General features: G+C 71.1%; 16 protein-coding genes. 9 read left to right on the forward strand and 7 right to left on the reverse strand.

Annotation, left to right across the window (positions count from 1 at the left end; all coding sequences use genetic code 11):
* The first annotated feature begins 195 nt into the window (after positions 1-195).
* On the forward strand, positions 196-1272 hold the full coding sequence (clpX, locus tag JYK02_RS29835) for an ATP-dependent Clp protease ATP-binding subunit ClpX (RefSeq protein WP_207056086.1): 1077 nt from the start codon (positions 196-198) through the stop codon (positions 1270-1272).
* Here clpX and JYK02_RS29840 read toward each other — a convergent pair.
* The 3 genes from JYK02_RS29840 to dnaK all read right to left on the reverse strand — a co-directional run bounded on the left by JYK02_RS29840 (position 1262) and on the right by dnaK (position 6001).
* A complete protein-coding gene (locus tag JYK02_RS29840) occupies positions 1262-2029 on the reverse strand; it encodes a CvpA family protein (RefSeq protein WP_207056088.1) in 768 nt (255 codons plus the stop codon). The genes clpX and JYK02_RS29840 overlap by 11 nt on opposite strands.
* 21 nt (positions 2030-2050) lie before the next feature.
* A complete protein-coding gene (locus tag JYK02_RS40015; RefSeq protein WP_242589332.1) occupies positions 2051-3178 on the reverse strand; it encodes a J domain-containing protein in 1128 nt (375 codons plus the stop codon).
* 1215 nt (positions 3179-4393) lie between these two features.
* Positions 4394-6001 (reverse strand): molecular chaperone DnaK, encoded by a 1608-nt coding sequence (gene dnaK / locus JYK02_RS29850; protein WP_207056090.1) that lies wholly within the window; start codon positions 5999-6001, stop codon positions 4394-4396.
* 214 nt (positions 6002-6215) lie between these two features.
* On the opposite strand from dnaK, the gene JYK02_RS29855 reads away from it, so the two are divergent.
* Positions 6216-7046, forward strand: a complete 831-nt coding sequence (locus tag JYK02_RS29855) for a class II glutamine amidotransferase (RefSeq protein ID WP_207056092.1) — start codon at positions 6216-6218, stop codon at positions 7044-7046.
* Positions 7047-7053: 7 nt separating this feature from the next.
* Here the strand turns inward: JYK02_RS29855 and mrtX are convergent, their stop codons facing one another.
* The 3 genes from mrtX to polX are packed head-to-tail and all read right to left on the reverse strand — an operon-like array spanning position 7054 to position 10167.
* Complete coding sequence (gene mrtX, locus JYK02_RS29860) at positions 7054-7779, reverse strand: myxosortase MrtX (RefSeq protein ID WP_207056093.1); 726 nt, start codon at positions 7777-7779, stop codon at positions 7054-7056.
* Positions 7776-8387 (reverse strand): MXAN_2756 family trypsin-like serine endoprotease, encoded by a 612-nt coding sequence (locus JYK02_RS29865; RefSeq protein ID WP_207056094.1) that lies wholly within the window; start codon positions 8385-8387, stop codon positions 7776-7778. The genes mrtX and JYK02_RS29865 overlap by 4 nt, the downstream gene beginning before the upstream one ends.
* A gap of 19 nt (positions 8388-8406) precedes the next feature.
* Positions 8407-10167 carry a DNA polymerase/3'-5' exonuclease PolX gene (polX, locus tag JYK02_RS29870; protein WP_347402615.1) on the reverse strand — a complete coding sequence of 587 codons (1761 nt, stop codon included), beginning with the start codon at positions 10165-10167 and terminating at the stop codon, positions 8407-8409.
* A gap of 66 nt (positions 10168-10233) precedes the next feature.
* Between polX and JYK02_RS29875 the strand changes: the two genes are divergently transcribed.
* From JYK02_RS29875 to eutB, 7 genes are all read left to right on the forward strand, one after another.
* Positions 10234-10548 (forward strand): Rieske (2Fe-2S) protein, encoded by a 315-nt coding sequence (locus JYK02_RS29875; RefSeq protein WP_207056095.1) that lies wholly within the window; start codon positions 10234-10236, stop codon positions 10546-10548.
* A gap of 240 nt (positions 10549-10788) precedes the next feature.
* The gene (locus JYK02_RS29880; RefSeq protein ID WP_207056347.1) at positions 10789-11256 is read left to right on the forward strand and encodes a molybdenum cofactor synthesis domain-containing protein; all 468 of its coding nucleotides are present in this window, start codon (positions 10789-10791) and stop codon (positions 11254-11256) included.
* Between the two features lie 35 nt (positions 11257-11291).
* Complete coding sequence (locus JYK02_RS29885; RefSeq protein WP_207056096.1) at positions 11292-12221, forward strand: TIGR02757 family protein; 930 nt, start codon at positions 11292-11294, stop codon at positions 12219-12221.
* A 77-nt stretch (positions 12222-12298) separates the two neighbouring features.
* The gene (locus JYK02_RS29890; RefSeq protein ID WP_207056097.1) at positions 12299-14254 is read left to right on the forward strand and encodes an ATP-binding protein; all 1956 of its coding nucleotides are present in this window, start codon (positions 12299-12301) and stop codon (positions 14252-14254) included.
* Positions 14251-15405, forward strand: coding sequence for a hypothetical protein (locus JYK02_RS29895; RefSeq protein ID WP_207056098.1), 1155 nt, complete (start codon positions 14251-14253; stop codon positions 15403-15405). The genes JYK02_RS29890 and JYK02_RS29895 overlap by 4 nt, the downstream gene beginning before the upstream one ends.
* A 128-nt stretch (positions 15406-15533) precedes the next feature.
* Positions 15534-16916 (forward strand): hypothetical protein, encoded by a 1383-nt coding sequence (locus JYK02_RS29900; protein WP_207056099.1) that lies wholly within the window; start codon positions 15534-15536, stop codon positions 16914-16916.
* Between the two features lie 124 nt (positions 16917-17040).
* Positions 17041-19278, forward strand: coding sequence for an ethanolamine ammonia-lyase subunit EutB (gene eutB, locus JYK02_RS29905; protein WP_207056100.1), 2238 nt, complete (start codon positions 17041-17043; stop codon positions 19276-19278).
* Here the strand turns inward: eutB and JYK02_RS29910 are convergent.
* Positions 19275-19526 (reverse strand): hypothetical protein, encoded by a 252-nt coding sequence (locus tag JYK02_RS29910; RefSeq protein WP_207056101.1) that lies wholly within the window; start codon positions 19524-19526, stop codon positions 19275-19277. The genes eutB and JYK02_RS29910 overlap by 4 nt on opposite strands.
* Between the last annotated feature and the right edge of the window lie 57 nt (positions 19527-19583).

Consider the following 19583-nt stretch of genomic DNA (forward strand, 5'->3'; position numbering starts at 1 on the left):
AAACTCCCATGAACACGGGAGGGGGGCCGGACTATCGGAAACGTCCCGGGCATTCAATAGCCGCCTGTTCGAGGAGCAGGCAGGCGGGCAAGGGCCCCATTCGCGGTGCTGGCCCTGGTGGGCCGGTCAGCATCCAATTCCTACCCTTCCTCCTGGGCAGCGCAGGGAGGCCGAGTGGAGAGAAGGGGAGGGTACATGGAGTCGTCCGCACGCAGGGAAGAGGCAGCGCCACTGACCCCGCGGGAGATCTTCGAACGGCTGGATCGCTACGTCATCGGACAGGAAGCAGCGAAGCGGGCGGTGGCCATCGCCGCGCACAACCACCTCAAGCGCATCCAGGCGCGCCGGATGCGGCGGCAGTCCCTCATCAAGAAGTCCAACATCCTGCTCATTGGCCCCACGGGCAGCGGCAAGACGCACATCGCGCGCAACCTGGCGGAGATCCTCCACGTCCCGTTCACCACCGTGGACGCCACCGAGTACACGGAGGCGGGCTACTACGGGAAGGACGTGGAGGTGATGGTGTCCGACCTGCTCTTCAAGGCGAACCACTCCGTGGAGGACACCCAGCGGGGCATCATCTTCATCGACGAGGTCGACAAGATCGCCCGCCGCACGCAGGGCGCGCGCAACGGCGCGGGCAGCCGCGACATCGGCGGTGAGGGCGTGCAGCAGTCGCTCCTGAAGCTCCTGGAAGGGCGCGAGGTGCACGTGCCCATGAACGTGACGCAGGCGTGGAACAAGAGCGACTTCGTGCAGGTGGACACGCGCGACATCCTCTTCATCTGCGCGGGCACGTTCAGCGACCTGCACGACTACGGCGACGAGGGCGGCCGGGCCATGGGCTTCGGCTCGGACGCGCTCACGGCGAAGCGCAAGGAGAAGCGCATCTCCACGAAGCAACTGGTGGACTTCGGGATGATGGCGGAGTTCCTGGGCCGCATGCCGGTGATGGTGCAGCTGGAGCGGCTGGGCGAGCCCGACCTCCTGCGCGTGCTCACCGAGCCGCCGGATGCCATCACCCGCGAGTTCAAGGAGCTCCTGTCGCTGGATGAGATCGAGCTGGAGTTCCCGGAGAGCGGCCTGCGGGAGGTGGTGCGCTACTCCATCGCGCGCGGGCTGGGGGCTCGCGGCCTGCGCTCCATCCTGGAGCACGTGATGTCGGACATCATGTTCGAGGCGCCGGAGCGCAAGCACCGCCAGGTGACGGTGGACGCGGCGTTCGTGAAGGCGCGGCTCGCGGCGCTGGACGACGTGGAGCTCAACGCTTAGCGGCGGGCGCTGGCTTCTCGGAGGCCCGGGCGGCGGCGCCCAGCCGTGCCGCCGCCTGTGGATCCTGGATGAGCTGGAGCACCACGTCGTTGCGCAAGAGGGCCCGCGTGTCGCCGCGCTCCAGCGCGGCCTGCAGGTCCTGGTGCGTGAGGGCGACCTGGAAGCGCGGGTCCTTGCGCAGGGCCTTGAAGGCCGGGTCGTCCTGGAGCTTCTTCGCCTTGGCGGGGTCGTGGGTGGCCTGGGCCACGCGGACCAGGTCCTCCAGCGGGGCGAACTGGGTCAGCTCGAAGAGGTTGAAGCGGCGGGACAGGTCGAAGGCCATGGAGTCCTTCGGGGCCACGCCCACGCGCTTGCCGGCGACGACGACGTGCTGCTCCATGAAGGTCAGCGCGCTCAGGCACACCCAGAAGAGGGCCGCCATCTTCCCGCCGCCGAGGATGAAGCCCAGCGTGCGGTCCATGCCGCGCTCCTCCGGATCCTTGCCGGAGAGGAAGCGCAGCAGCAGCGCGCCCAGGGCGTAGCGCACGGTGAGCCACGTCACGACGAAGAGGAGCACCGTGCCGAAGAGCGTGCCCACGAGCAACGGCGAGCCCAGCGCGACCGCGAGCTTGGGACCGGCAAGGGGCGCGAGCTTGCGCGAGACGAAGTAGCCCGCCGCGAGCCCCACGGAGTTGGCCACCTGCCGGGCGGCGCCGGAGAGGGCGCCGAGGGTGCCGAAGAACAGCACCATGCCCAGGAGGATGAGGTCGATGACCATGTCGGGGGCTCCTGGGGGCCGCTAGCGGATCTTGAACGAGGAGTCGCCCTTGGACTTGTCCGCGGTCTGCTTCTGGGCTTCCGCGAGGGCTTCCTTGTAGCGGGCGTTGGAGGGCTCGTAGGTGAGCGCCATCTTGAGGTTGCGCTCCGCGGCGGACGGGTTGCCGGACTCCAGGTCCTTCTGGGCCTGCGCGTAGAACTGACGGCCCTTGGGGTGGGTGCCGATCTGCTCTTCCTGTTCCTTCTTCGCGGCGGCCTTGGTCTCGGACTCGGAGGCGTCGGTGAAGCGCAGCTTCTGCGCGCGGTCCGGGCCGGCGATGTCCGTGAGGTACTTCTTGCGCTTGGTGTCGTCGCGCAGGACGTAATAGGCCTCGGTGACGCGCTTGTAGAGCTCGTTCACCTGGTCCTTGAGGGCCTTGGACTCGAGATGGAAGAAGCGGTCCGGGTGGTAGACGCGGCTCTCCCGGTAGAACGCCTTCTTGATGTCGCTGGGGGCGGCGGTGCGCTCCAGGCTGAGCAGCTCGAAGTAGTCCATCTGGTCGAGCTTCGCGCAGCGGGACTCCAGGTCCACGAGCTGTTCCGGGCTGAGGGCGGGGCCCTCGGAGGACGGAGGCGGCGGGGGCACGCTGGCGGCGGCGGGAGGGCGGGGCGGAGCCACCGGCGGCGGCGTCAGCGGACGGGCGGAGCCTGCGGGAGCCAGGGCGGGCAGTGACGTGGTGGGCCGGTTGCCGGGACGCGGCGGCGCGGGGGCCGCGGGAGCCACGGGCGGGACGACCTGCCCGGCGGCGAGCACCGGCGGCGGCGTCCCGGCGGGGGCGACGGTGGGAGGGCTGATCCGGGGCGCGACGGGCGGCGGCGTCACCGGACCCACGGTGGGGATGGGGCGCGCGGCGGGAGGCACCGGAGCGGGAGTCGCGCCGGGAGGCCGGGCGCCCGCGGGAGCGATGGTGGGAACCGAGGGCGGACGGGCCGCGGGAGCCACGGGCGGAATCCCGGGGCTCAGCGGCTGCATGGTCGGCACGGCCGAGGGCGCACGGGCCACGGGCGGCGTCGGCATGGCCGCGACGCCGGGCACCGCGGGAGGCATCGCCGGCGGCATGGCGGGCGAAGCGCTCGCGTTGGGAGGAACGACCGGCGCGATGCGAGGCATCGACGCGGGGGCCACGGCAGGTGTCGCGGTGGTCGGCCGAGCGCTGGCGGGGACTGCTGGAGTCGCGGTGGTGGGGCGAGCCGCGGCGGGTACGGCCGGAGTCACCGCACCCACCGCAGGAATCCCAGCGACCGTGGGCCGAGCACCGGGAGGCGTTGCCGGAGTCACCGTGCCGACAGCCGGAACTCCCGTGGCGGTGGGGCGCGCAGCGGCGGGTGTTGCCGGTGCCTGCGGCGGAGCCACCGCGCCGACGGCCGGAGTCGCGGAGACAGTGGGGCGCGCTGCAGCGGGTATTGCCGGCACCACCGCGCCGACGGCCGGAACTCCCGTGGCGGTGGGCCGAGCGCCTTCAGCGGTCACAGCCGGCGCTTGAGGCGGAGCAACTGATCCGACCGCTGGAGCCGTCGTGCCCGGAGGGCGAGCACTCGCGGGCGCCTGGGGCGGAGTCACCGCGCCGACGGCCGGAATCGCGGCGACGGTGGGACGGGTCTGCGCGGTCGTCGCGGGCGGCGCGGATGCAACGCCGATGGACGGAACCCCAGACACCGTAGGCCGTGATGCAGCGGGAGTACCCACCGGTGCGATGCCCGGAGGGGGTCCACGAGGCGCGGCTCCCACGGGCGCGAGGCTCGCGGGCGTTGGACGCGGGGGCGCTCCACTCGCGGGCGCGACGGGAGGGACACCGCTGGACGACGCGGGCTGTGCCGTCGCCGGAGCTACGGACGGAACGCCGCCAGTCGTAGGCGCTTGAGCCGGCGCCACGGGCGGAGCTCCACCCGCCGGAGCCACCTGGCCCGAAGCAGGCCGCGCCGCCGGAGCCGTCACTGTCGGAACCTGGCCCGAAGCAGGCCGTGCCGCTGCCGGAACGCCTCCCGCCGAAGGAGCTTGCGCAGCCGGAGCCACCGACGGCACCTGACCCGACGCGGGCCTTGCTGCCGGAGCCACCGACGGCACCTGACCGGACGCGGGCCTTGCCGTGGCCGGAGCCAGCGGGGGCGTCACGGGGGGCGGCGTGGCCCTGGCGGCCGGAGCCGTTCCCGGGGGCGGCGTGGCCGCTGCGGGAGGCCGGGGCGCCGTGGGCGCGACGGACGGGGGCACGGAGGCCGTTACCCGGGGCAGGGCGGGCGTCGCCGGACGCGCCGGGGCCTGGGGCGCGGCGGGCGGCCCTGGCGGTGCGCCAGCGTTCGGATCGGAAGGCTCGGACATCGGCGGTGCCTAGTTGGCCACGGCGGGAAGGTCGCTGGCGTTGTGGCCCGCGAGCCGCGTGTTGCGGTTCGCCTGGATCGACTGCTGGATGTCCGTCTCCGTCATGCCGGACGACAGCGTGATGGCCGTGGACGTCTTCTGGCCCGTCTCCACGTCGCACGCGGACACGTTCACCAGACCGTCCGTGTTGATCTCGAACGTCACTTCGATCTTCACCTCGCCGCGATACCCGATGCGGAAGCCCGAGAACTCGAACTCGCCCAGCATCTCGCACTCCTCGGCGCGGTTGGACTCACCCTGGTACACGCGGATCTTCACCTTCTCCTGCCCGTCGCGGCTGGTGGTGAAGGTCTTCGAGCGGTCGATGGGCACCGGCGTGTTCTTGTCGATGATCTTCTCCGTGTACCCACCCACGGTGCCGATCCGCAGCGTCAGCGGCGTGACGTCCACCAGGAACGTCTCCGTCTTGCTGTCCAAGAGCGCGTGCGACTGCAGCGCCGCGCCCATGGCCACGACCTGATCCGGGTTGATGCCCTCCAGCGGATCCTTCTGGAAGTAGTGCTTCACCGAGTTGCGGATGATGGGCAGCCGCGTGGGCCCGCCCACCAGGATGACCGCGTCGATGTCCGCCGCCGTCAGCCGCGCGCTCTGCAGGGCCTCGTCGCAGACCTTGAACGTGCGCTGCACCAGGTCCATCACCATCCGGTTGAACTGGTCCTGGTTGAGCGTGTTGCGCAGGTCCATCACGTTGCCGTTGGCGTCCTGGCAGATGCCCTGGCAGAGGATCTCCGCGGTGCCGGTCTGGCCCACGTCGATCTTCGCCTTCTCCGCCGCGTCCTTCAGCATCTGCAGGCAGTACTTGTTCTGCCGCAGGTCCAGCCGCGTGCGGTTGAGGAAGTCCTCCGCCATCCACGTCATGATGCGGTCGTCGAAGTCGTCGCCGCCCAGGTACGTGTCGCCCGCCGTCGCGAGCACTTCAAAGACGTCCTTGCCGATCTCCAGGATGGACACGTCGAACGTGCCGCCGCCCAGGTCGTAGACGACGACGCGCTGGTTCACGTCCCGGCCGAAGCCGTACGCGAGCGCCGCCGCCGTGGGCTCGTTGAGGATGCGAAGCACCTCCAGCCCCGCGATGCGGCCCGCGTCCTTCGTCGCCTGGCGCTGGTTGTCGTTGAAGTACGCCGGGACGGTGATGACCGCCTTGTGCACCTCACGGCCCAGGTACGTCTCCGCGACGGCCTTCATCTCCTTGAGCACCAGCGCGGAGATCTCCGGCAGCGAATAGCTGCGGTCCCGCACACCGATGCGCACCGAGTTGTTGTCGCCCTCGACGATGCGGTACGGCATCACCGCCTGCGCCTTCTTCACCTCGTCGGAGAAGTAGTACCGGCCGATGAGCCGCTTGGCCGAGTACACCGTGTTCTCGGGGCTGGTGATGATGTTCTTCTTCGCCGCGTTGCCCACCAGCACGGACCCTTCCTCCAGGAAGGACACGCACGAGGCATGGGTCGTCTCGCCCCACTCGTTGGGGATGACCGTGGGCTGACCCTCGTGGACGACGGACACGCACGAATAGGACGTGCCCAGGTCGATGCCGATTGCGATGTCGTCCGCCATTCCGTCTCCGGTGAAGACCTGCACCCCGGTCCCTCTGGGGGAAGGGCATTCGGGAAGCGCCCGGAGGTTAGGCGCCACGCTGTGAGGTGTCAATTCAATGACTGATCAAACGCCAGCCATTTCAAGGGCTTAGCGCCAGAGCAGGGGAGCGGGTGGGCGGCGCTGAACGCAGGGTCCCTGGACCTTATCCCTTGAGGTGAAGGGGGGAATCGCCATGTCCGCCATCCTCGCCGCGCTGTCGTCGGATCCCAACCTCCTCCGGTGTGAGCTGCACCGGCTGACCCGTCAGGTCGTCCTCCGCCCGGACGCCCGGGCCAACGCCCTGGGCGTGGGTTCCTATGCCCAGGAGGAGGTGCTCCTGCGCCGCCTGGCGCCGGACCGGGAGCTCACCCTGGATGACCTGGGGCCGCCCCACGAATCGGAAGCGGTGCTCTTCCACGCGGGGCGCCTGCCGCTCGGCCTGTCGCCCGAGGAGAACACCCAGCCCTTCCGGGCCCGCCACTGGTTGTTCGCCCACCAGGGGCCGCTGCCGGACTTCGAGCCCCTGCGCGCCCCGCTGCTGTCGCGCGTGCCGGAACACCTCCTGCGGCAGGTGCGGGGCCCCACCGACAGTGAGATCCTCTTCGCCCTGTTCCTCACGCACCTGCGCGAGCTGGGGCGCACGGATGATCCGCGCCTGGAGCCCGCTGTCGCTGGCCGCGTGCTGCGCGCCACGGTGCGCGAGGTGGAGGCCGCGCTCGTCCGGGCCGGGCAGGTGCGCACGCCGCCGTTGAACCTGGTGGCCACCAATGGCGCGGTGCTGCTCGCCACCCGGTGCGGCGAGGCCCCGCTGTACTACACGCGCCTGGAGGGCAGCGCGGAGTGCGCGCACTGCGGCGTGACGCCGGACACGCCGGAGACGCATCCGGAGGTGGGCGCGCACCGCCGCCGCCGCACGGTGGTGGTGGCCAGCCACGTCACGCGCACGCAGGGCTGGGTGGAGCTGCCGCAGGGCACCACGCTGGTGGTGGGCGCGGACCTCCAGGTCCAGCACCTGCCCGCCTGAGGGCCCGCTACGGGCCGCCGAAGAACGACACTTCCAAGAAGCGCACGTAGAGGTTGCAGGCGGCGTGGAAGAGGGAGCAGCCGACGAGGGTGCCGGTGCGCTCGCGCATCCAGCCGAAGAGGAGGGCGGGGAAGAACACCGCCAGCCGCCACGTCTGGAAGATGGCCAGGTGGCCCAGCGCGAAGAGCACGGCCGTCACCCAGAAAGCGCGTCCCAGCCGCGCGCCCAGCACCACGCGCCCCTGCGGCCATGCGTCGCGCAGGCGGGCCTGGAGATAGCCCCGGTAGAAGAACTCCTCTGGCAGGGCGACGACGAAGAGCTGATCAATCACCCACTCGCCGAAGCGCGGGGGCAGGCGCGGCTGGAAGTGGCCCTCGCCGATGATGGGCGTCAGGTGCTGCGCGAGTCCGGGCGGCAGGTGCGGCACCACCTGCACGAAGCCGGCGAAGCCCGCGAAGAACAGCGGGCCCACGATGGCGGACAGGATCAGGAACAGCCGCACATCCTCCTTCCACGCGCGCAAGCTGAGGCCGTAGTCGCGGTAGTCCTCGTCGCGCCAGCGCATGGGGATGAGCGGCAGGTAGAGGAAGCCCACCGTGGCCACCAGCTTGGGCACGCTCGTGCCCCCGGCGATGAGGAAGGCCACGACGATGCCCAGGAAGCCCAGCGCCCAGAGGCCCACCGCCTCCTGCACCGCGCTCAACCGGAAGGGCGGCCCCGAAGGACGGCTCATGGCGCGTCCGCCGAGGCGAGCTCCGCCTTCACCGCGGACAGGGGCAGGGCGCGCGCGCCACGGCCCCGGCGCTCGACGACGACGCCGACGAGCCGTCCGTCCCCGTCATACAGCGGGCTGCCCGGCGCGAGCGTGAGGTCCACGTCGAAGAACGGCGCGGGCGCGGCCTTCGCCAGCGTGGCCCTGGGCGTGTCCCGCTGGCCCTTCTTTCGCGCGGGCATGACGCCCACCACCCAGCGGCCCGCGAGCCCCTCCGGCACCAGCCGCACCGGCGCCGCGGGCCACGCGCCCTGGGGGCCCGCCACCACCGCGACCTGGAGCGTGGTGCTGGAGAGGACCACGCGCGCCGTCAGCGCATTGCCCGCGTGCTCCACCTGGGCGGACTGGGGGCCCACGAGCGACGCGGCGGTGAGCACCTGGCCGTCCGCGCCCACGATGATGCCGGGCCCCGCCTGCTGCGGGCCGCGCACGCGCACCGACGAGCGGGCGTGCAGCTCCAGCACGCGCTGGAGGTCGGCGCGGGACGGACGGGCCTCCGCGCCGGCCCGCGTGGGCAGGGCCAGGAGGAGACCGAGGAGGGCAGGGATGAGGACGAGCGGGCGGAACATCTTCGCGCCCGCGAGCCTATCAGCGCTCCCGCAGGGCGGCGAGGAAGCTCTCGGCGGACCGGGTGTTGAGGATGTCCTGTTTCCTCGCCCAGCCCCGGCGCGCGGTGGCCACCGCGTAGGCCAGGTTCTTCAGGTCCTCCTGCCGGTGCGCGTCGCAGCTCACCACCAGCTTCACCCCGAGTCCCACGGCCTGACGGACGTACTCGGCCTTGAGGTCCAGGCGCGCCGGCTTGCCGTTGATCTCCACCGCGACGCCGCGCTCGCGGGCGCGCTCCAGCACCTCCTCCATGCGCAGCGCGTACGGCTCGCGGCTCTGGATGAGGCGCCCGGTGGGGTGTCCCAGGATGTGCAGGTGCGGGTTGTCCAGCGCCGCCAGCACCCGGCGCGTCATCTGGTCCTCGTCCATGGAGTGGCGGACATGGATGGACGCGATGACGACCTCCAGTTGCTCCAGCACGCTGTCCGCGTAGTCCAGCGCCCCTGACTCCAGGATGTCCACCTCGATGCCCTTGAGCAGCCGCACGCCGGGCACCGCCGCGTTCACGCGGTCGATCTCCTCCCACTGCCGCTTGAGGTCATCCACCTTCAGGCCGCCCGCGTGGATGGCCGCCTCGCTGTGCTCGGTGATGGTGAGGTACTTGAGTCCCAGCGCCTGCGCCGCGCGCGCCATCTCCTCCAGCGAGTTGCGGCCGTCGGACCAGGTGCTGTGCGCGTGCACCGCGCCCTGCACGTCCTCCAGCGTCACCAGGTCCTTCGGCAGCTTGCCGGCCCTCGCGGCCTCCACCTCGCCGTTGTCCTCGCGCAGCTCCGGCGGCACCTCCTGCATGTCCAGCAGCCGGTACAGCGTCGCCTCGTCGGGGACGGGGACCTTGGTGCCGTCCTCGCGGTGCACGCCCCACTCGGAAATCTTGAGGCCCTTCTCGTGGCCCAGGTTGCGCAGCCGGATGTGGTGCGCCTTGGAGCCGGTGAAGTGGTGCAGCGCGGTGGCGAAGTCCTCGTCCGGCAGCACGCGCAGGTCCACCTGGAGGTCGCCCTGCACCATGCGCACGGAGCACTTGCTGTCGCCCTTGCCCAGCACCGTGGCCACGCCCGGCGCGTTCGCGAGCGCGTCCAGCACCGGCCCCGCGTCCGGCGCGGAGGCGATGAGGTCCACGTCGGACACCGTCTCCGCGCGCCGGCGCACGCTGCCACCCAGGCTCGCGCGCACCACGCCGGGGGCCTGGCGGATCCGCTCCAGCAGTCCTTCCGCGATGGGCAGCGCGTCCCCCAGGAGCTTCCGCTCTCCGCGTGCGCGCCGGTACACCGCGATGCCGTCCAGGAGCTTCGCCTCGCTCTTCGGGCCAAAGCCCTTGAGCTCCCGCACGCGGCCGTCCTTGCAGGCGCGCTCCAGGTCCTCGACGCTGCCAACCTGCAGCTCGCTCCACAGGGCCGCCACCTTCTTCGGGCCCACGTCCGGCAGCTTCATCAGCTCCAGCAGGCCGGCGGGGAACTGGGCCTTCAGCTCCTCGAAGGCCGTCATGCGGCCGGTCGTCACCAGCTCGGTGAGCTTGTCGGCGAGCCCCGGTCCGATGCCCTGGAGCTCCTGCAGGCGGCCCTGGGTGACGACGGCGCCCAGCTCCTGCGGCAGGTTCGCGATGCGGTCCGCGGCGATGTCGTAGGCGCGGACGCGGAAGCCGCTCTGCCCCTGGAGCTGGAGCAGGAGGGACATGTCCCGGAGGACCTGGGCGACGGTCGCCTTGTCGGTGAGCACGGCGGTGGAGGGTGTCACGTCGGGAGTCACGGTCGGGAAATTAATGCCGGGGGAACGGGGGTGCAGGCCCGGACGCGTTGTGGGAAAAGGAACGCAATGACGAAGATCAAGCTGGGACCCGCGGACTTCGCCGAGAGGGAGATGCGGGGCTACGAAGTGGGCAAGCGCAACGTCTGCATCGCGAAGATCCACGGCCGCTACAAGGGCCTCGATGACTGGTGCAACCACGCCGGGTGCCTGCTGTCGGGCGGGCGCATCGAGGACAACATGGTCGTGTGCCCGTGCCACGAGGTCGGCTTCGACATGGACACGGGCGCCAACGCCACCTCTCCCGGCGTCTGTGATGACCAGCCGACGGTGCAGCTCACGGTCGAGGACGGCACCCTCGTCGTCGACCTGCCCGACGCCTGACCTTCGCACCGCCACCTTCCGCTTTCAGGAGCGTCCACCATGGGACACGACGGACACGATCACGACCATGACCACGGTCATGGCCACGGCCATCACCACCACGGGCATTCCCACGACCACGGTCACGGCCACTCGCATGACCATGACCACGGGCACTCGCACGACCACTCGCATGACCACGGGCACGGGCACTCGCACGAGGGCTCGGCGGTGGCGGCGGAGCACAAGTCGCGCGCGCCGGTGCATGTCAGCGCTTTCGTGGTGACGTGCTCGGACAGCCGGGACGAGGCGCACGACGGCAGCGGGAAGGACCTGCGCGACGGCCTGGCCGCCGCGGGGCACACCGTCGCCGGGCACACGGTGGTGAAGGATGATCCGGAGGCCATCCGGGGCGCGCTCGCGCAGGCGCAGGCGGCGGGGGCCCGCGCGGTGCTCTTCACCGGAGGCACCGGCATCGGCCGGCGCGACTGCACGGTGGAGACGCTGCGTGCGCTCTTCGAGAAGGAGCTGCCCGGCTTCGGCGAGCTGTTCCGGATGCTGTCGTACCAGCGCATCGGCAGCCCCGCGATGATGTCGCGCGCCACGGCCGGCACGTACCAGGGGATGATCCTCTTCGCGCTGCCAGGCTCGCCGCAGGCCGTGAAGCTGGCGCTGGACGCGCTCATCCTCCCGGAACTCGGCCACGCGGTGCGCGAACTCACGCGTTAGGACAGGTTCCTACCGACGACGTGGGAGTCCGCGAGATGAAGAAGCGCCGTGTCGCGCACACAGGGTTGAGCATCCAGGCCGCCGAGCGCCTGCGCCCCCGCCTGGATGCCTTCCTGGCCACCACCGATGCGAAGGCGCGCATCGGGTTCGACCCGGTGGAGTTCCCCCACCGCTACACGGATCCTCGCGACGTGGAGGTCAGCGCGCTGCTCGCGGCGGCGCTGGCGTACGGGCGCGCGGACCTCTTCCGCCCGAAGGTGGACGCGCTGCTGAAGCAGATGGGCCCGTCACCCGCGGCCTTCGTGCGCGCGCTGGACGTGCCGGGCGCGAAGGCGCTCCTCACGGGCTTCGTCTACCGCTTCAACGTGGGCACCGACCTCGCGGTGCTGCTCCTGGGGATGGGCCGCGCGCTGCGCGAGCACGGCAGCCTGGAGGCCCTGTTCGTCCAGGGTTGGAAGGCGAGCGGCACGCTCCACGGGGCGCTCGCGGCCTTCACCGCCTCGCTGCGGGACGTGCCCATGGACGCGCTCCGCAAGGCGCTGGGACCGGAGCGCGGGCTGCACCACCTGCTGCCCTCGCCGCTGGGGCCGGGCGCGGCGAAGCGCCTCAACCTCTACCTGCGCTGGATGGTGCGCGGACCGGACGCGGTGGACTTCGGCATCTGGAAGCAGGTGCCGGCTTCAGCACTGCTGGTCCCACTGGACACGCACATCGGACGGATGGCGCTGCACCTGGGGCTCACGAAGCGCACGGACCTCACCTGGCGCACGGCGGAGGAGGTGACGGCGTCGTTACGGGCGTTGGATCCGGAAGACCCCGTCCGCTACGACTTTGCTTTGTGCCACTACGGAATGAGCGGTGCGTGCCCGGCGAAGACGGTGCCCCAGCATTGCGCGCGGTGTGCGCTCCTACCTTCCTGCAAGGTAGGACCCCGCGCGGTGGCGCGAAGTTCCGTGCAAATCTGAGTCCCACTGGACCCGGAAATGGGCTACGGGCAGTCCGCGAGACCCCGCGTTGACGGGTTGGTGTCGTCAGGGCTGCAATGCGGACGGGCAACACGGGCGGAATGATCCCGTGGGGCGCGAGGAGCGACGCGGTGCACGCAATGCTGGTGGCGGTCCCAGCCACGGTGGCCCAGGACGTGGAGCGCGACTTGTGCGCCACGGCCGAAGGGCGTGCGTGCCGCGTGATCCGCGTCGAGGTCCCTCCAGAGCCGCTGCCCGAGGGGCTCCTCGTCCTGTGGGACCACGGCGGTCCGCTGGAGGCCGTGAAGGCGCGCTGCCAGTGGGCGCACGCGCGGCGGTTGCAGACGCGCACGTGGCTGGTGGTGCTGACGGCTCGCGACGGCGAGGAGGCGGAGGCGCTGATCAGCGCGGGCGCTGACGAGTGCGTCGCTCCGCCCGGCACGCGGTGGGGCGCGAGGCTGGTGGCGCTCAAGCGCCGGTCCTCGGACGGGGACGCGCAGGCGCTGCGGCGGGCCCGCGACATGTTCCAGGGCGCGCTGGACGCGGTGCCGGAGCCGCTGTTCATCAAGGACCGCGAGCACCGCCTGGTGGCGATGAACGGCGCCTACTGCCGCCTGCTGGATCAGCCCGCGGAGGCGCTGCGCGGCACCATCACCTCGCCGCAGGTGCCGCCGCATGAGGCGGAGGCGTCATGGCGACAGGACGAGCGCGCCTTCACCACCGGGCAGACGGTGGAGGACGAGGGCGCCTTCACGGACTCCAAGGGCCGCTCGCGCGAGGTGCTCACGCAGCGGGCCGCGTACGCGCTGCCCAACGGCGAGCGCTTCCTCGTGGGGCTCGTGCGCGACGTCACCGAGCGCACCCGCCTGGAGGCGCAGCGGCGGCTGGCGGAGCGGATGACGTCCGTGGGCACGCTGGCCGCGGGCGTCGCGCATGAGATCAACAACCCGCTCTCCTACGTGACCTCCAACCTGGCCTACCTCTGGGAGCGCGTGGCCCAGCCCGTGCTGCCGGTGCCGGCCGAGCAGCTGGAGGAGCTGCGGCAGGTGGTGGCCGAGGCGCTGGAAGGCGCGGGGCGCGTGCGCTCCATCGTGCGCGACCTGCGGACGTTCTCGCGCACGGAGGAGGAGCAGCACGGGCCGGTGGACGTGCGGCGCGCGGTGGAGGGCGCGGTCAAGCTGATGCGCGACGAGCTCCAGCACCGCGCGCGCCTGACGTGCGAGCTGGAGCCGGTGGCGGCGGTGCACGGCAACGAGGGCCGGCTGGCCCAGGTCGTCACGCACCTGCTGATGAACGCGCTCCAATCCTTTGGCGAGCGGCCCGCGGAGGAGAACCAGGTGCGGCTGCGGCTGCGCCCGGGACGCGAAGGCCACGTGCTCATCGAGGTGGAGGACAACGGGACCGGGATGCCCACGGAGGTGCGCCAGCGCATCTTCGATCCGTTCTTCACCACGCGCTCGCCCAAGGGCGGCACGGGCCTGGGCCTGTCCATCTGCCTCACGCTGGTGCACGCGATGGGTGGCCACATCGAGGTCGCCAGCGAGCAGGGCCAGGGCAGCCTCTTCCGCGTGGAGCTGCCGGCGCTCAGCCTGCCGCCCGAAGCCCTGCGGCCCCCGCAGGCCGTCGTGCCTTCGGCGGAGGGGCCCACGCAGGCGGTGCGCGCGACGCGCAACCTGCGCAGGTTGCTGCTCATCGACGACGAGCCGGCGGTGGGCAGCGCGGTGAGCCGGCTGTTGCGCAACCTCTACGAGGTGCACGTCATCCAGGACGCGCGTGAAGCCTTGAAGCGCCTGTCGCACGGCGAGAAGTTCGACGCCATCCTCTGCGACCTGATGATGCCGGGCATGAGCGGCATGGACTTCCTGGTGGAGCTGGAGCGGCTGGCGCCGGAGCTGGCGCCGCGCACCGGCCTGATGACGGGCGGGGTGAACCCGCAGGCCCGTGAGTTCGTGGGCCGCCGCGCGCGGGAGCTGCTGGAGAAGCCCTTCGAGCGCGACCAGTTGTGCACCTTCGTCGAAACCCTGATGCAATGAAGCGCCGGACGCGCTGGACGCTGGGGGCCATGCTGGCGGCCCTGCTGCTCGCGGCCGTCGTCCTGGTGCCGCCCGAGCTGCGAGGGCTGTCCTTCGTGCTGCGCGCGGCGGGCCTGCACGGCGGGGTGACGGACTCCCTGGCCCGCCACGGCACCGGGGCCTTCACCGTCACGGACCTGCGCGTGCCCACTCGCCACGGGCCGGTGCGCGGGCGGCTCTACCAGCCGGATCAACGCAAGGGCCGGCTCATCGTCCTCACGTCCGGCGTGCACGCGGCGGGCATCGACGAGCCCCGGCTGGTGAAGCTGGCGGAGGACCTGGCCATGGGCGGACAGCCGGTGCTCACGCCGGAGCCGCCGGACCTGCTGCGCTACGAAATCACGCCGCGCCTGCCGGACGTCATCGAGGACACGGCCCTGTGGGCGCTGGGCCCGGGAGCGCTGGCACCCGAAGGGAAGCTGGACCTCTTCGGCATCAGCTTCTCCGGCGGTCTGTCCGTCGTCGCGGCGGGCCGCCCCGCGCTGCGCGACAGGGTGGCCGCGGTGCTGTCCTTCGGAGGGCATGGGGAGCTGTCGCGCGTGCTGTCCTTCCTGTGCACGGGTGTGCAGGCGGACGGCGTGCACCGCAGGCCGCATGACTACGGCGTGGTGGTCATCCTGCTGAACGTCGCGGACCGGCTGGTGCCGCCGGAGCAGGTGGAGGCGCTGCGCAAGGGCGTCCTGAAGTTCATGCACGCGTCGCACCTGACGCTCGTGGACAGCAAGCAGGCGGAGGCCGCGTTCGCGGAGGCGCGCGCGATGGAGGCCACCTTGCCCGAGCCCTCGGCCACGCTGCTGCATCAGGTGAACACGCGCGACGTGTCCGCGCTGGGGCCCCGGTTGCTGCCCTTCGTGAAGGGCTTCGCCGGAGACCCGTCGCTGTCGCCGGAGCGCTCTCCCGCGCCCAAGGCGCCGGTGTACCTGCTGCATGGGACGGACGACTCTGTCATCCCGGCCATCGAGTCCACGCTCCTGGCCCGTGCGCTGGAACCGCACACGCACGTGCACCTGAGGCCCACGCCATTGATCACCCACGCGGAGATGGACCGGCAGTCCAGCGCGATGGAAGCGCTGAAGCTGGTGCGCTTCTGGTCGGCCCTCCTCGGCGAGTAGCCCGCACGCGGAGGTGGCCTGCGGTCCAGCGCGACGGAGGCGCTGACGCTGCTCCGTTTCGAGTCGGTCCTCCTTGGCGAGTCGTTCGCCACCGCGCGACTTGACGTGCGAGGCCGTGAGCGGGTGCCATGGCGGGCATGTCCGTGTCTTTCGCCGTGTCACTCGGTCTGGGTTGGCTGCTGTCGGCCGCGCCTTCCATCGTCCCGTGCAAGCCGGACACCGCCGATTGGACCTCCGCGAAGGAGGAACTGGCCGCGTTCGACGCGCGGATGGACGCGCTCCCGGAGGACGGCGAAGTGGAGGAGGCGCGCACGGGCCTCATGCTCCTGCTGAGCCACCGCTGCTTTGGCATCGCTCGTCAGGAGGAGGGCCGGGCGCCGCTGAGCTGGGACGAGGAGCACGTCGTGCCCGCGCTCGCGTTGAAGACGTGGTGGCGCGATGGAGGCAAGGCGTTCTTCGCGTCACAACTGGAGCTGGGCCGGGCCGGGGCGCAGACCGTCGTGATTTCTCCGGACCTTCGCGATGTGCTGGCGCGTGAGGCTTCACCGAAGCATCGGCTGTCGCCCCTGTTGTGCCCCGTGAAGGCCGGTGCGTGCGGCGCGGAGACCGAGGCCTGGCGCGCGCGGGCGGAGAAGGCCTTCCGGCTGGAGAATCGTCGCCCCGGTACGTTCGATGAGGATCCTCCGCCTCCGCCGGACTGCATGAAGGAAGCCCGGAAGCAGCCGTCGCGCCTTCGCTACAAGGCGTGGCGGGGATGCCTCGCGACCCACCCGAAGGCGCGGAACGTCCAGTCGGTGCTGCCGCTGGGACGCATCCGCGTGCCGACGGACGGCTGGCTGGTGATCCGCGGCCGCCGGGGACACTACGAGTTCTGTGATCAGTTGGACGCGTACCACCTGGCGACGGGGACCGTGTACCGGTCGGGCAGTTGCTCCAACCTCGCGTTGAAGCAGGACGGCAAGGTGGATGTGGCGGGCACCGACGCCGCGCGCCGGTCCGGCGTGAGGGTGGGGCGCGTGTCACAGGAGCGGATCCGCGAGCTGGCGTGGATGCTGCTGCTGGAGCCTGAAGTGAAGGACGGAGTCCAGGTGGAGGCCGTGCGCATCCCGGTGCCGAAGGGCCTCCGCGTCGAGTGGCCCGCGACCGATGACAGCGTCCTGGGTGGAGTCGCGGGTGGTGTCTTCGGAGGCTCCACGGCGCAGACGGTCCTGAGCTGGAACTGGTTTCCTCCCGGAGGCGCGGAGCTGGTGTCGGGCCGGTTCACGTTTCCCTATTCGTGGGCTCCCGGCGAGGACCACGCCAACGTGCTCATGAACGAGGCGGAAGCGACGTTCCAGGAGGGATGCCCGGCGGTGCCTGTCCCCGTCCGGGAGCTCGACTTCACGCGCGAGCCCGGCGTCAACACGCTCGATGCACCGGAGGGTGTGTCGCGGGTGCAGGACGCGCGGGTGGACGCTTTGCTCACCTGGAAGCCTCCAGCGGGCTGCGTGCCGGGCCGTGACGGCGGGTGAGTCTTCGCCTGCTAACGATTGCAACTCCAAGCATCGTGATGAGCAAGCGTACGGGCGTTACACAGGTGACAGCGCCCTCGGGGGATGGTGGCGCGACGGCGCCGCCGGTTAAACCTATCGGCCCATGAGCGTCTGTCTCCCCGACGTCCTCCCCCACGAAGATGTCTTCGACTACGTGCAACGCCTGACGGGCGGCTTCGACGCGCGCCTGTATCAGCAGGTCCTGGGCGCGGCGAACGCGTTCAAGGAAGGCGACGCGGCCATCGGTGTCGCGGCGGCGGATGAAGACTCGCGGCGCAACGCGCGGACGCTGCTGTCACGCACGCAGCTGGACGACGTGCACGCGCATCCTCCGTTCGAGGACCGGCTGCACATCTTCAACCTGGAGGCGTGGGACTCCGCGCGCTGGAGGCGCGTGGCGGACTGGACGCTGGGCCGGCTCAAGGACTTCCTGCTCACCGCTCCCGTGGCGGAGGTCCACGCCATCATCGACGGGCTCCCCAGCGACGTCATCGCGTGCGTCGTGAAGCTGATGACCGACGTGGAGTTGAAGTCCGTGGGGGGGCGCATCTTCCATCCGCTGCCGGGCAGCCGCGTGGGCGCGAAGGGCTACCTGGGCGCGCGGTTGCAGCCCAACTCGCCCACGGATCATCCGGACGACATCCGCTGGCAGGTCTTCAACGGGTGGTCCTTCGCGGTGGGCGACGTGGTGCTGGGCACCAACCCGGTGTCGTCGGACGTCGCGTCGGTGGCCGCGGTGGAGTCCGCGCTGCACGACGTGCTGGTGACGTTCGGGCTGGAGGACGTGATGCCCCACTGCGTGCTCGCGCACATCGACGTGCAGGCGCAGGTGGAGGCCCTGAGGCCGGGCACCACGGGCATCTGGTTCCAGAGCCTCGGCGGGAACGAGGCGGCCAACCGCACCTTCGACGTGACGCTGGAGAAGATGGTGGCGCACGCGGCGGCGCGCACCGGCAAGTGGGGCCTGTACTTCGAGACGGGGCAGGGCGCGGACGCGACGAACGGGCATCACTTCGGCACGGACATGCTCATCCACGAGTCGCGCAAGTACGGCTTCGCGCGAGCCCTGAAGCGCCGCGTGGCCATCGCGCAGGCGGGCGCGGGGCGCGAGGCGGCGCCGTGGGTGCACGTCAACGACGTGGCGGGCTTCATCGGGCCGGAGGTGTTCCGCACGCGCGAGCAACTGGTGCGCTGCTGCCTGGAAGACATCGTGATGGGTAAGCTGCACGGGCTCACGCTGGGCCTGGACGTGTGCTCCACGCTGCACATGGACGTGACGCTGGATGACCTGGGCTGGTGCCAGGAGCAGCTCGCGGAAGCCGGGCCTGCGTACCTGATGGCGCTGCCCACGCGGAATGATCCGATGCTCAGCTACCTCACGACGTCCTTCCAGGACCACGTGCGGCTGCGCGAGCGGTATGGCCTGAAGGTGGATGACCGGATGTGGGCGTTCTTCCAGCGCCTGGGCGTCATCGACGCTGACGGCCGGCCCACGAAGCACTTCGGAGACCCGGCGCACGTCTACGTGCACTACCGCCGCGCCAAGGGCGACACGCGTCCGGAGGCGGTGCTGCGCGCGGAGGCCCAGGCTCAGATGGCCCAGGTGCGAGCCCGGAGCGTGCCGCTGGCGGTGGGGCACGGCGAGGAGCCCTGGACGCTGGAGCCCGCGCTGGAGCGGGAGGTGCGCGGCCTCTACGACGACGGCAAGGTGGGGCTGTGGTCGGAGCTGTCCGATGCGACGGTGGAGTCCATCCCGGGCGCGGTGCGGCTCAAGACGCGCTCCCTGGACCGTCGCGACTACATCCTGCACCCGCCTTCGGGCGAGTCACTGGACGCGGCGTCGGAGGCCACGGTGCGCGCGCTGCGTGACCGGCACGGCGGACGGTGGGACGCGCAGATCGTCATCTCGGACGGCCTGGATCCGCGCTCGCTGATGGACGAGGGCCACCTGGCGCCGTTCCTGACGCGGCTGCGCGCGGAGCTGGAGGCGACGGGCTGGAGGGTGGCGCCGGAGGTGCTGGTGGTGAAGCACGGCCGCGTGCGCGCGGGCTACCAGGTGGGCCACCTGCTGTTCGGCGCGGAAGGGGACACGGGCTCGCGCGCCCTGGTGCATGTGATTGGCGAGCGCCCCGGCTCCGGGCACCACGCGTTCTCCGCGTACCTGACCTCGCCGGACGCGGACACCTGGGCGAAGCCAGGAGCGGTGGACCACGACCGCACCCGGCTCATCGCCGGTATCTCCGACACCAGCGTCAGGCCGGAGGACGCCGCCGTGGAGTCGGCGCGCATCCTCGCGGAGACGCGGACTTCAACCGCGCCCCTGGTGTCGGGGGTGGCCTAGCAGGAGGTGTTCTCCCAGTAGCTCGTGGACACCTGGCCCCAGTTTACCCAGCTGCCGCAGTAGCACCCACGCTGACCGACGATGATCGAGTGGGATGCGTCGTTGAAGTACGTGATCATGTTGTCAGTGTTCATACAGTCCGGGAGCGCCGACTCCTGCGAGGCCAGGTCCGCCGCCTCCTCCTGCTCCATGGGACCGCCACAGCCGACCGCCAGCGCCAGCACGCCACCGAGAATGAATGACCGCATGTGTCCTCCTTGAGGGGGACACCGACGATACGCCTTCCACGATTCCCAGTGGAACGG

This window comes from Corallococcus macrosporus, assembly GCF_017302985.1.
Lineage (GTDB): Bacteria > Myxococcota > Myxococcia > Myxococcales > Myxococcaceae > Corallococcus > Corallococcus macrosporus_A.